This window comes from Gemmatimonadota bacterium, from assembly GCA_009838845.1.
Classification (GTDB): domain Bacteria; phylum Latescibacterota; class UBA2968; order UBA2968; family UBA2968; genus VXRD01.
Genome location: VXRD01000135.1, coordinates 23,550 through 36,872 on the forward strand (window position 1 = coordinate 23,550; position 13,323 = coordinate 36,872).

Consider the following 13,323-nt stretch of genomic DNA (forward strand, 5'->3'; position numbering starts at 1 on the left):
GTGCAATTATACCGTTATGAGTATGCCTGCCAGACCTTTCCCGGTGACAGGGAGGCTTTAAGATACCAATTTTAAACTTTAGTCAGCGTTGCGTTTGTGATACTTTTTTTGCTTTTTTCAATATCCTGGATGAGGGAAGGCAGATCGACGGATTGTTTTAACGAAACATCATACACAACGATGGCCGTTCCATCTTCTTTCTCGATCACATCTGCTACTTGCCACTGTTTGGTCCCGGATTTCAGGATTTGAGCTGTTGCTTTTTGCGCTGTTTCGACCTTCGTTGTGTGTACTTCAATCCGGGCATCATAGGAATTCCCGGTGGCCTTTGTCCCAGAGGTCTGGACCGAGTGATCAGGTGAAACAATTCTCCAGCCGGATAGTACTGGTGGCTGCGCGCCATAATTGATTTTCCACACGCCGAGTGTTATGGTGACGAAAGCCAACGATGCGAGGTAGGCCACAGTCGTAAGCTGGGTGCCAGCCGCCAGCCCTATCCCGATGACCATAAACATGTACACACCCTCTATGGTCGATTTGAGTGAGAGCCGAAAGGTGACAGCGGCCACGATACCCGCCAGACTGAACGCAAGGGCAAGACTACCCTTCACCAAAAAAACAACCAGTGAGATGGCGACAGGTATCACGAGCAGAGTTTGTACAAAGGCTTGACTGTATTTCTTGGGCGGATGCGTCCAGGCATATACCCAGGTAATAGGGAGGGTAACCCCGAAGGCCAGTACCAAAGCGACTACAACTGGAATCGTGTGTTCCGGATCGGCGAGCCGATTTACCCCTTCCTGGATGTTTCCAAGCGGAATGGGCGGATCGGCCCCGGAGTCAAGGGATGATCCTACAAAGATGCGTTCTCGCTCCTGGGCGACGTAATAGAGAATTTCGGGGAATATGTGAAAAATCGCGTTGAGAATCAAAAGCCACGTGATATAGTAAATGGCGAGACGTATGATGATGTTGTTGAGCATCGCATCCTCCTTTATTAGCTAAAACATAAAACCAGCGCGCAGATATACGCCCGTCAGGTCATCGCCTTTTACGATTGCCGCGCTAAAGGTCTGCTGGCGCTTGAGAAAAGACAGCCAGATTCCACCTCCGATACTGGTGTGCCATTTATCGGCATTGTCCGGATCTTTGTCATAAATTACCCGGCCGGCATCAGCTATACCGAACAATCCGAATTCTCCCGATACCAGCAGCTTGATTTTTGTCAGGACCAGTCGCAGTTCGGAATTTCCATACAGCGCAGTCTCTCCAGCGAACCTGTTTTTCCGGAAACCGCGCAAATTGCCGCTGGATATGCCACTACCGACAAAACCGGATCCACCCAGAAAGGCACTTTCGTGGAAGGGAAAGGTTCCCCATACCTTCTTGCCTCCTGCTCTTAAGGCAAGGGTGGGGGTAGTCGGAATAGGGGCTGTCAGGTAAGTACTGGCTGCCCCATCTATACTGCCAAAGGTCGATTCTACATCCCAGACGCCCGGATAGATGTCTCCGGCAACCCTGACCCTGATCCCCTGAGTGGGATACCCCAAACTGTTGCGCGTGTCGTACGCGACTTCACCCAGTGCGCCTACCTGACCGAAGGAATCTGTACCGTAAAGTGGTTGATCGAGCGAACCGATATATTTTTCCCGATTGGAACTGAGTGGTGTGTTTGAATACTTGATAATCGGCCCAAAGTCAATGGTTAATTTCGAGCGGAGCGATCCCATACCAACATGAGGCATATCTCCTTTATGATCTCCCGCTCGAAACTCGAGGGCAGGTGCGAAAACGAAATGTCTTTGTTCCACCTTATAGAAGGAAGATGGACGCAGAATTTCCGTTTTGTTACCGAATCCATTGAACCTGATTGTCTGGAACCCGGAGTACTTTAAGTAGATTCTCGCGTCGAAGTCGCGCATGAATTCGCGAAAGTTTCCGGTATAGGAGGCAAAAGGCTTGATACCCTTGAGATCATTGTCTTTCGCCAGCCCGATCTTGAAAAAATGTTGCGAAGAGAAAGGGTCTTTTCGATACCCGAAATGCTGACGATGGTAGGTCGCCCCCAAGAATACATCCATATCCGGGTTTACCCTGATAATCGGAGCAGTAGCAGCCTGCCCGCCCCAGTCCAGTGCATACCTTGCGCGGAGAAGCCGGGCGGGAGGTCGCTTGTAGGGTCGTTCGTCGATTTTCGCGCCCTTGCCTTTGGCGAACTGATTTTTTCCACGATAATCATAAAACCGGGTTTTTGATGCACCAGACTGGGATGAGTTTGTGAGCGCGTCATCCCCACCGCCACCATCAATGCGAACGACAATCTGTCCCTTTGTCCCCGATATTTCCGCGTGGTCATCTCCGCCCCGGAGATATATTCGGACTTCCCGGGTTTCCTGAGGGTGGAAAGTTCTTTGGAAATAGGGTGTCTTCCTTTCTCCTCCAGTACCTTCTATCAGACCGATACGGACTGCGAGATCACCGTTCGGCAGGTGTTCACACTGGGCGTATTCGTCCTTATCGGTTGCCTGGATTTCGACCTGGCGGGTAATCAATTCATAGTATCTGCTGGCAAATTCAGGCAATGCGTCTCGCCTCGATTTGAGGGCTTGGGTAAGCGTTTCCCCAATCATTTTGTAATACGGTGGTGGAAGTCTCCGCACGGCATTCTCGATAACCTGGTCGGGCAGGTCCTTTCGAAACGCTGTTACTACCGAATCCCACGCGGTCTTATTGAGTTCGGACAGAAACTCGCGGTCCATCTCCCAACCCGTGGTCGATAGACCCACCAGGCTTGGATATTTGTCTCCGAACGTGATTTGTCTGGGGAGCCTTTTGCGCGCCATTGCCATGGCAAACCCCTTGAAGCCGATAAAAGCCTGGTCGCGATCTTCGGGTATTGTAAGCCATGTATAACAATCGCCATCGGGGAATTGCGCCCATCTCCACTGGCCGTAATGCCGGTCCTTGTCGCCGATGAAAAGATCCATCAGTTTCGCCTTTAGATAGGCGCGGGCATCGACGCGGTTGCAAGGACTTTCTTCAAGGTGTTCCCACAGCCTCTCCGTTCCGCTGATCCTCCGGGAACCCGCAAAGCCGGGCGTATCGTCCGGCCCTTCAGACGGGTGTTCTTGTAGCGTTCCTATAAGGCCGGCAAACTCTTCGCGGTACTCTCCCAGCCCTGGATCATCCGGAATGACTACGAGTGTGTGCTTGGAATGGAGGATACCAGTGGCTTCCATCAGCGGATCAGCCACGAGTGCCCCTGTTGGTAGAAGCGCGCTGATCAAGTCCTGGAGGACGTCATCTACGATCGTATCCTTGAGTTCGTCCCATATTCTTTTGGTGGGATCTTTATCCAGGGAGCGGACCGTATAGCGGCGGCCGTCTTCCCCTGTAAAGTGAAGCGAGATAGACTGCCCGAATCCGCCGGTGCGAAGCGGTGTCAAGCCACCTCCTACGCTGTTGAGGTCGAGGACTGAAACCTCGATAGGAGTGGTCCAGAGGTCCCGGTTATTGCTGCCGTAGAACCAGCGTTTGAACCCGCTGGCCCGGAATCTTTCTCCTGGAATCACCATGTGGGTCTTAGCACCTTGCGGAGGGATAGAGCGGTGAATCCTGTATCCTGGTGGCGGTGAATCCTCCTCAGATGTGGATTCTGCCGGAAAAGAAAAAGCGAACACCAGCAAGAGTAAAATGGCGTTCCATCTGGAAAATATCATGTTTGTCCTTTCGTTTCAAGGTGATTTGTATAACCTGCAGTTGGGCAGATATGCATCAAAACGCAAATCCGACTGAGGTATAAATCCGGATATCCTTTTCTTCTGTACTCACAATATCAACGCGAATGGGACCTAAAAATGTTGTGCTGATATAACCACCAATACCAAAACCGTGGATACGGGTATTGGGCTGATCCGGATTGGAAGACATATTGTACAGGCCGCCCTGATAGAAAATTCCAACAGCACTGAGCGGTATGGATCCCCAAAATTTCATGTGGCTCCAAATAGAAATGCCCGCCGATACGAACCTGAAAGCCCGCAGTTTGTCGCGTTTGAGACCGACAACGCGCAATGCTGTGTTACTAAAGTGTCCTGCACCACCTAATGCGAAGTGTTCATAAATCGGTGCAGGCTGTGTCATATAGCCTCCGTGAGACCAGAGGCTCACACTCAATTGCGGATGGGGGCTGGTGAAGTACGCGAGTTGCGTTTGCACCTGCTTATGTGAAAATGTCCGATGAACCCATTTTGCTTGCGTTTGAAAATAGATGCCGTGTCTTGTCAAAAACGCATCGTCTCGGGTGTCAATACCTGCAGATAGCCACAAGGCGGGCAGATCTTTAGACGCATTGCCTATTGAACTGTCCGCATCGCGAATGCGGACATGCTCGACTTGATACCCCACTTTGAAACCTCCCCAACTGTGGAACAAAACCTGCATGCCCAATCGCGCGCGAAAACGCTTCTCGTTATATGTGTCCTGGTGTTGCCCATTTTGAAAATACAACCGATCTTGATTCCAACCCTGAATCTCCCCGAAGAAACCCAGGCGCCTGGATGAGCGAAAAATTAAATCCATTTCAGCAAGCTTCAAATTGCCCAACAGGCCGCGAAAATAAAACTCTGCTACGGGGCCATAAGCATTTTGATGTGCAAACTCGGTCAGTGCCGCAACCCCAAAATCATTGTCGTAATGAAGTCCTATTTTCAACTCACTGGGGGGGTTTTCAAGTACCTGAAAAACCAGTTCGGTATAGTCTTCATGGTAGATAACCTCGTAATCTACCGTTTGAAATAATCCGGTCGCATAGAATCGGCCAGATTCGTTTTCCAGTTTCCGAAACGATATCGGCTTATTGACAAACTTTTCCAACCGCGATGTAAATACCTCTTGTGAATAGCGCTCTAAACCCTCAATCCGAACCCGGTCAATTACAATATCCGATGGTATATCTACCCAGGTTCTGAAATCAAAATCATCTGGCAATATCGACGGTCTCGATTTTTCGACACGCTTTGAAATTCCGAGCGTTTGCAGAGCCTTCCAGATCGCATCCAGATGTTTTTCGGCTTCTTTTTCACCAATTGGGATCAAGGTATATGACAGATTAAAATCGCCTCCGTCAAATTTTTTTAAATCGGGCATGATCAGCACATGGGCGAGTTTTCGATTTGCGATTTTTTTTTCTTCAATTCGAAAACTAACAGCCTGATCAATGACGTCGATAATATCTTCAACTTCGTGCTTTTGAGTGCGCAAAGGTGTGGCACAATCCACGGCAATAACTAAATCAGCCCCGGCGTCTAATGCGACATCCACAGGCAAGTTATTGACAATGCCGCCATCTACGAGATGGGTTTGTTCTGTACTTATCGGCGCAAACACCCCGGGAACAGAAATACTCGCTCTGATTGCCGTGCCGAGCGAGCCATTTTTAAGCACGACCTGTTCGCCAGATAAAATATCTGTTGCTATTGCGCGGAAAGGCGTTGGCAGCCGATCAAAATCGTTTCGCGCCCGATAAATTGCGCCAAGGGTCAATTGATTGAGAAAATGCTGAATTTTTTGTCCGGCAAAAACCCCATAAGGTAATTTCAGGTTCAACTTATCGAGGCGCAATGCAAGCATCTGGCGATCAGCTATTGGTTTGCGATTCAAATTCGACAGACGACGGTTGGGGTGATTATTGGTTATTTCCCACCAATCTGTTCCTACAATAATGCGTTCGACATTATCAACAGAATATCCGGCAGCGTACAGTCCTCCCACCAGAGCGCCATAACTTACGCCCACGATCAAATCAATGGGTATGCCTTCGCGCTCGAGCACGCGCAACACGCCGATATGTGCCCCGCCACGCGCGCCTCCCCCACTGAGCACCAGTGCGACTCGGGGCTTCTGTTTTGCAAAAGCAGGAAGCGTGATAGACAGGGCAAAACCGAAACACAACAAAAAAACAAATAGGCTTTGAACTATGCCGCATTTGATTGCGTATAACCTTTTGCCTGTCATCTGATTCCCGACTTTGAAAGAATTGAAACTACTCCTGTCGATCAACCCGTACAATCTGATATAGCCCGACATTCCATACAAAAAAATAAACCCGAACGTATTTATCTGCCCATCCAGACCTCACGGTCCGAATCTCTATCCCGTAATATTGTCCATCCGGCAAGTCGCGTGGTATGGGTATGTGTCCTGACGTATCGAGTTGACGCACAGCACCCTGCGCCTTTCCATCGCGACTCAAAAATTGATAAAAATACCGGGTCTCTGCTTCAGTAGCCAGATTTCCCACAATCGCCAGATCTTCAAAATGCAATCCTCGTCTGTCAATCCAAAAGCGATCCAGCGGATTTATACGTCGAAACCAGTAATCGCCCACCTTATCCCGGCGTGCAATCAAAAGTCGAATGAGTCTCTCTTCAGCCTTCTTGTCGCTCAAATGCCCTGTCTTCACAATAGCTGCCAAATCCGCATCGCTAAACGCCATTGCGATTTTTGCCCCCCAGTACCCATCGCGATTTGTACACCGCTGAAAAGCCGGATTGGGATAATTGGTAACCCACCGCCTGGGCGAAAATACATCGCTCTCCAAATAACCAATTGATGGAAAATGTATGGGTTTTGCATCTTCCCACGCCTTTCGATACAGCCCCAGCCCCAAAACAGATGGGACAATATAGCGAAAATCGACAAAATACTCATTTCCTGACTTAGGCGTGTGAGGCCGCACCGAACGACTACCCAAAGTCGCGTCCATATCGATCAAATAGTGTTTGATATATTGACGTCCCTGTTCATCAGTCACAAACATATTCAGGGTGTTGGCCGCACGTCGATCTACATCATTGATCCACGAAGAGATCGCTCGCAACCCCCGTAACTCCCTTCGATGCTGGTGTTTCACGCGATCATTGGGGTCGTCTTTCCGCCGACTGTGAAAATCAAAAACACCGAGCGGAATACCCGTTAATCTCTTGCTTGCCAGGCATCGGATATACCCGTTGGCTTGTTTCTCAATAGAAGACAGTACATTTTGCAAGTCTGCATCTGTCATGTCCTTGTGTCTTCCCTCATCATCAGATACCTCAGCCTCAGGGCCAATGGTAAGCCATTCTGCGCGAAAAAAAACAACGGAATTTTGCGGCACATGATAGCCCGCAGCATACAGAATTTTTGTCGATACAACCTCGGCAGTTGTCGCCAACTCCTCATAACCTTTTGCGTCAAACTTTAAAAAATAAATATCTCCTTTTGCGTCCCGAATTGTAAGCTCAGGCACCTGGCCCTCTAATTTTCCCGATATAATCTCCCATGAACCGCTCGTATCTGGATGCGCGTGCCCCGGTCCTTTGGCCAACGCCGCAGCATCCATCCGCACAAGAAAATGCCGATTCGTGTACCAAGATGAATTGGGTACTTCATCCAGCACATTGACATTATCTGCCTGACGAGATGGCGCAATATTCAGAATATTCCCAACCCGCCGCGCACTCCGTCCCAAATCCAGTTTCTTAGTCATTGGATAAACAAAAGAGTGATCGACCATGTCCCATATCAGATTCCTTTTAATTACTTTGGGTTGAACAATACTGCGATTGTCGGGATCAAACCACTTGATTGGCGCAGTCGATAAATGGTGGTCGATCGCTTCAGCCTCGACGGCAACACAGGCCATAAGCACCCATACCCACAATTTATTTAAATCCTTTTTCATCAAGAATGTCTTCCCTGCGTCTTCTAAAATGCCTGGCTCATCGTAAATCCGATGAGGAAACGATTGGCAGTACTATGCCCAATTTTGATTTTGCCGAGCAAACCGACCTCCGTGCGAAATGCAATGCCGCCACCCCACGAAGAATGGAACCCTCCCCACCTCAAATCTCCAAAATGGTCAAAAATTTGCGCTTCATCCCAAAACAAAAACACATTCGAATAATCCCATATTGGATATCGATACTCCACATTAAATTGCAATGCTCCCTGTCCGCGAAAATAACCGCGCGTGTATCCGCGTGCCGATTCATTACCGCCCAATTGAATCAACTCGGTATAAGGAACAAATCCATCCCCCACTGACCGCACTTTATCCACCCGTGCGTGCAGAACCAGAATGCGGTTCTTCCAGAACAGCGTGATATAACGGGCAGCTTCGGCGCGTATCTTGTAGAACGCAATGCGATCAGGGCCTGTCACCCAGTCGCCTTCTAAAGTGATAAATCCACCGCGTTCGGGATATCCAATATCTCGCGCAAAATAAAACTGATCTCCAAATTGTGTAACTATCCTGCCTGGAAAACGATAATTGGATGGATGAGAAAGCTGGCGAACTGGTTTTTTATAATCGCGGTCATCATATATTACCCGAAGCCCAACGCGATAAAATTTGAATTTTGTGCCCAACCCCTTAACCAGACGCGCCTGTGGTGATGATCCCGGGTCGGAAAGTGGTTGCAATCCACCCAATACAGGCATAAAATCGCGCTGCGAAAATCCAATCCTGCCCACCATTTTAAACTGCGGCACTATAGACGCGGTCTCAGCCGTTTTCAAACGCCATTCAACAGAGGTTTCAACATCAACTTTTTTGAGTTCAAAAAGCCTCGACTCGTCGTTATCTATTGCGCCGTTTATATTGGCATTTCTATTTTTTGTTTGCAAATATCCACCCTGAATTTTCCAAATAAGCCCCGTGTCCAATAGATTGGGGTCAATATACAGACCTTCGCAAAATTGCCCCTGCTCGCCCGAATAGATATAGTGTGCAGTCAATGCGTTTTTGCGCCCCAGGATATTGGTATGGAAAAGACGCGCTCCAATCCCTGTGCCCGTTTCTCCTCCCAATTGCCCGTGCGGAAAAAGACCAAATGTACCCGATTTATTGGTGAAAAATTTATAGTAACGAATCCACAGTTTTGCGTACTCTACTTGAATAGCGAATTTCTCCAAAGGATAGACCATCGTCAGCAAGATATACCGGGGGGATCGCAAGAGATATTTCACTTTTGAAGTTTTTGTAACATAGACATCCGTACTGTCGGTAACTCTGGCTTGCGATATATCGTAGGGATCGTGCTTGTAAAGACTGTCAGTGTACGTCACCGAAGTTGAGGTATGTGCGTCTTTCGGGGGGCAAAACAAAAAGACACATAAAGGAAGAGAAAGAAGAAATGAGCGCATCAACCGATTCTCAAAAAATTATCAACTTGTGTTATATAACTCAAATTATGTGATATAAATTAGAAATACTATACAAAAATACAGAGATCAACCCCCTTGTTGGTGACCGCAGGTACCCGCTCAGGCATCCTCCTTTGCATCAAACTGCCAGCAATTTCAGACTACGACTTTGCCAAATAGCGCGCAAATCATAGCGCATATTCTTTATCATCCTTCTTTGCCAAAGGCGTTGGCAAAGATCAGAAAATCGCTCATACCAATGCTGCCATCCCCATCCAGATCATACCGCGCGTCATATCCTGCATCACCTTGAGTTAGTCCGAAATAATCTACAAATAGCAAAAGGTCGGAAATACCAACAATGCCATCGCCATCGAAATCGGGCGATGGCGTCTGGGATTGTATTGTGATATACGGCGACATATCCCACAGCAGAACCGTACCGTCTAAACTCCCACTGGCAAGCAGGCTGCCATCCCGACTAAAAGCGACGCTCCAGACTTCCGATAGATGCCCTTCAAGCGTCTGCTCAGGTCGTCCTGTAATGGCGTCCCATAGACGAATGGTGCGGTCCAAACTCCCGCTGGCGAGTATGCTGTCATCCGGGCTGAACGCAATGCTCCGGACATCATCCGTATGCCCCTGGAGCGTCTGCTTGAGTTGTCCGGTTGTAACATTCCACAGGCGGATGATGCCATCTGCATCCCCACTGGCGAGTGTCTTCCCATCTGAGCTGAATGCAACGCTCCAGACTGCCGACGTATGCCCTTCGAACGCGTTTAAGGGCTGTTCGCTGGTAGCATCCCACAGACGAATGATGCCGTCTGTACTCCCACTTGCCAGTGTCCCATCTGGACTGAATGCGACACTCCAGACATCCGCTTCAAGCCCTGTGATCCTCTTTAATAATTTTCCCGTGGTAGCGTCTCGAAAATCAATAGAACCACGAACATGGTCTCCACCTTTTCCAGCCGCGAGCATACTGCCATCCCTTGAGAACGCGACCGAAAAAATAAAAGGATCATATTTATAGGGGTCACTACCGCCGCCAAGGCCAAAGCCGATGGTGATGCCCCCAATTCTAATGCCGGTGAGGCCGCCGCTGGTGTCACCAAAGCCGATGCCACCAATGCCGATTCCGATGCCAGAACCAGAGCCTCCATAGGATCTATCGGGCAGGCTCATCTTGTACTGTCCCGTGCCCCCATCCCACAGATGGATTGTTTTGCCAGCCACACTTGCGAGCGTTCTGCCATCCCTTGAGAACGCGACGCTGCGGACTGCAGATGCATGCCCTGGTAGCCTCTTCTCGTGCTGTGCTGTATCCGCATCCCACAGATCAATTGAACCAGCCCAATTGCCACTGACGAGGGTGCCATCCTGGCTGAATGCGACGCTTCGGCCCAACCATTTATGCCCTGTGATCGTGTTCAATGGTCGTCCTGTAGCGCCCCATAGAATGAGTTCTTCTCCGCCTCCACTGGCGAATCGTCCATCCTGGCTGAACGCGACCTTTCGCACAGGCCACACATGCCCTGTGAGCCTCTGCTTGTGTTGCCCTGTGTCTGCATCCCATAAATCGATATTGCCTCCCCCAAAAAACTTTCCGCCGCCACTGATCAGCGTGTTGCCATCTGGACTAAACGCGATACTATAATAGTAGGTAGGCACTGGAGGAAAATCGGACTTTTCTAAACGTTGCTCTGTGCCTGTGGTGGCATCCCACAAATAGAGGTCGCCCTGGCGCATTCCCGGGAGAGTCTGACTGGCACCGGCGAGTGTGCTACCATCCGGGCTGAATGCGACACTCCAGATTCCGCCTGCGCTTGGCCCCACCGGTTCGATCTTTTTCCTGTGCTGTCCTGTGGTCGCATCCCACAGATGGATGATACCACTAAGAAAAGATTTCCCAGCACTTGCGAGCGTGTTGCCATCCGGGCTGAACGCGATACTATTGACTATCTCCGCATTTCCAAACACATCCAGCGCAGTGAGCACTCTCAGGTGCTGTCCTGTGGTGGCGTCCCACAGGTGTATTGTACCGCCCTGACTGCCGCTGGCAAGTGTGTTGCCATTCTGGCTGAAGGCGACGCTACGGACCGCGGACCGATGCCCCGTGAGCGTATTCAAGTGCTGTCCAGTGGTTGCATCCCATAGATGGATTGTACCGTCCCAACCGCCACCAGCGAGTGTGCTGCCATCCGGGTTGAACGCAACGCTACGTACAGCAGACGTATGCTCCGTGAGGAAGTCGATCTCGGCACCTGTGAGTGCATTATAGACCCAAACACCGATGCCACTGCCGACCGCCAACCGCGTGCCATCATCCGAATACGCGATATCCAATATCCAACCTTTGCCCAGGCGTGCGGTTACGCCGTCGGGTAAATGCCATGTCCAATAATCACCGTCCCTGCTGCGTGGCACGTCAGGCGTTCCAGCAGTAAATATCACCAACTCACTTCCAGCAGATACCCTGATAAGGGTGTATGTTCCCGGACCGGGGCTAAGTGTAAGCGTCCGTTGTGCGCGGCCATTGGCATCGGTTGTTGCCTTTTCAACTGTGAACTGACCACTGAGCTTCCCCTCACCGGCGGTGACTGTAAAGGTGACTTGAGCACCTGGTAAAGGGTTCCCGTACTGATCTTGTACTTCAACGATCAGGGGGTTGGGCAACGCGGCACCGGGTGTGCCTTGCTGGTCATTGCCGGATATTATCGCCAACCCCGCAGGCTGTGGCTGAACCGCCTCAGCCACGTCCCATAGTTTGATCGTCTCATCCTCTGCCCCAGAAGCGACTGTCGTCCCATCGGATGAGAACGCCACCGAAAGAACCTCCTCTGTATGGCCTTCAAGAGTGGCGATATTTGTGCCCGTCGCCACGTCCCACAGCTTGACCTTTCCATCCTCTGACCCGGAAACGATGGTTGCAGCATCGGGAGAAAATCCCACAGAAGTTACGTTATCCTTATGCCCTTCAAAGGTAACGGTATTTGTGCGCGTTACCACGTCCCACAGCTTGACGGTCTTATCATTTGATCCAGAAGCGAGTAGCGTGCCATCGCGCGAGAACACTACTGAAGTGACATTTCCCGTATGCCCTTTAAGTGTGATCGCGTTTCCCGTCGCCACGTCCCATAGCTTGATTGTGTCATCAAAAAACTCTGACGCGGTGGTAGCGAGGGTGCCATCGCGTGAAAACGCCACTGATTCGACGCCGCCATAAGGCGTCTCCTCAAGTATGGCGGTGCTCGTACGCGTTGCCACATCCCACAGCTTGATCCCATCCCAGGATGCGGAAGCGAGGGTCTTCCCATCAGAGGAGAACGCTACCGATTCAAAATATTTCCCTTCAAGAGTAGCAATATTTGTGCGCGTTGCCATGTTCCATAGCTTGATGCTATACAAAGACGCGGTGGCGAGAGTTGTCCCATTGTGAGAAAATGCTATAGCTTCAACGCCATAAATATTGTCTTCAAATGTGGCAATATTTGTGCGCGTCGCCATGTCCCACAACACAACCGTTCCATCCCTTGAACCAGAGGCAAGGATCGTCCCGTTGGGTGCAAACGCTACAAAATTGATCCGCCCCTTATGCCCTTCAAGGGTGGTTTGAGCGTGGCTGTTCTGTACGAACAAGATAGAGAGAATGAGGTTGAACAATAGGACCTTTTTCAGGTGAGCATCCTCCTTGCTCTGAAGGCTGAGTATTGCGAGGCTTCCCGTCTTCTCTGGTTATTAATTCTTCCCAAAGGCGTTGGCAAAGATCAGAAAATCGCTAAGTCCGACGGTGCCATCCCCATCCAGATCAAAGCGGGCGTCGGTACCGCCGAACGCATTGACGAACAGTAAGAAGTCAGCCAAATCGGTTCGACCGTCGCCATTGAAGTCGGTCACGCCCGTTGTGGCGCCTCCGTTGGGCAGCATGTTGTAGGCATATATCTTTTCGTCCCAGTCGTCCGCCACCCACATAGTCGTTCCGTCCGACCAGATGCCTTCCGGGCTACCGTTTCCAGCAGATTTCAGTGTATTGAAATCTTTGTCCGGGACACGCTCTTTAGACATCATGTCATAGGCATACAATTTCTCGTCCCAGTCGTCCGCCACCCACATGGTCGTCCCATCCGACCAGATGCC

The 13,323-nt window shown here is 50.1% G+C and carries 7 protein-coding genes; all 7 read right to left on the bottom strand.

What is annotated here, in order from left to right; all coding sequences use genetic code 11:
* Positions 1–71: 71 nt before the first annotated feature.
* On the bottom strand, positions 72–983 hold the full coding sequence (locus tag F4Y39_18825) for a DUF4956 domain-containing protein (protein ID MYC15784.1): 912 nt from the start codon (positions 981–983) through the stop codon (positions 72–74).
* A gap of 18 nt (positions 984–1,001) precedes the next feature.
* Positions 1,002–3,719 (bottom strand): BamA/TamA family outer membrane protein, encoded by a 2,718-nt coding sequence (locus tag F4Y39_18830; GenBank protein ID MYC15785.1) that lies wholly within the window; start codon positions 3,717–3,719, stop codon positions 1,002–1,004.
* 55 nt (positions 3,720–3,774) lie between these two features.
* A complete protein-coding gene (locus tag F4Y39_18835; protein ID MYC15786.1) occupies positions 3,775–6,087 on the bottom strand; it encodes a BamA/TamA family outer membrane protein in 2,313 nt (770 codons plus the stop codon).
* Positions 6,044–7,723: a hypothetical protein gene (locus F4Y39_18840; protein MYC15787.1), complete on the bottom strand. Its 1,680-nt coding sequence runs from the start codon at positions 7,721–7,723 to the stop codon at positions 6,044–6,046. Before F4Y39_18840 ends, F4Y39_18835 begins: the two co-directional genes overlap by 44 nt.
* Before the next feature lie 23 nt (positions 7,724–7,746).
* Complete coding sequence (locus F4Y39_18845; GenBank protein ID MYC15788.1) at positions 7,747–9,186, bottom strand: BamA/TamA family outer membrane protein; 1,440 nt, start codon at positions 9,184–9,186, stop codon at positions 7,747–7,749.
* 207 nt (positions 9,187–9,393) lie between these two features.
* Positions 9,394–12,825: a hypothetical protein gene (locus F4Y39_18850; GenBank protein MYC15789.1), complete on the bottom strand. Its 3,432-nt coding sequence runs from the start codon at positions 12,823–12,825 to the stop codon at positions 9,394–9,396.
* A 99-nt stretch (positions 12,826–12,924) separates the two neighbouring features.
* Positions 12,925–13,299: a hypothetical protein gene (locus tag F4Y39_18855; protein MYC15790.1), complete on the bottom strand. Its 375-nt coding sequence runs from the start codon at positions 13,297–13,299 to the stop codon at positions 12,925–12,927.
* Between the last annotated feature and the right edge of the window lie 24 nt (positions 13,300–13,323).

Bases quoted from the DNA above. Each gene is read 5' to 3' on its own strand.
- F4Y39_18825 (MYC15784.1), bottom strand. From the start codon at position 983: ATGCTCAACAACATCATCATACGTCTCGCCATTTACTATATCACGTGG.
- F4Y39_18830 (MYC15785.1), bottom strand. From the start codon at position 3,719: ATGATATTTTCCAGATGGAACGCCATTTTACTCTTGCTGGTGTTCGCT.
- F4Y39_18835 (MYC15786.1), bottom strand. From the start codon at position 6,087: ATGTCGGGCTATATCAGATTGTACGGGTTGATCGACAGGAGTAGTTTC.
- F4Y39_18840 (MYC15787.1), bottom strand. From the start codon at position 7,723: ATGAAAAAGGATTTAAATAAATTGTGGGTATGGGTGCTTATGGCCTGT.
- F4Y39_18845 (MYC15788.1), bottom strand. From the start codon at position 9,186: ATGCGCTCATTTCTTCTTTCTCTTCCTTTATGTGTCTTTTTGTTTTGC.
- F4Y39_18855 (MYC15790.1), bottom strand. From the start codon at position 13,299: ATGTGGGTGGCGGACGACTGGGACGAGAAATTGTATGCCTATGACATG.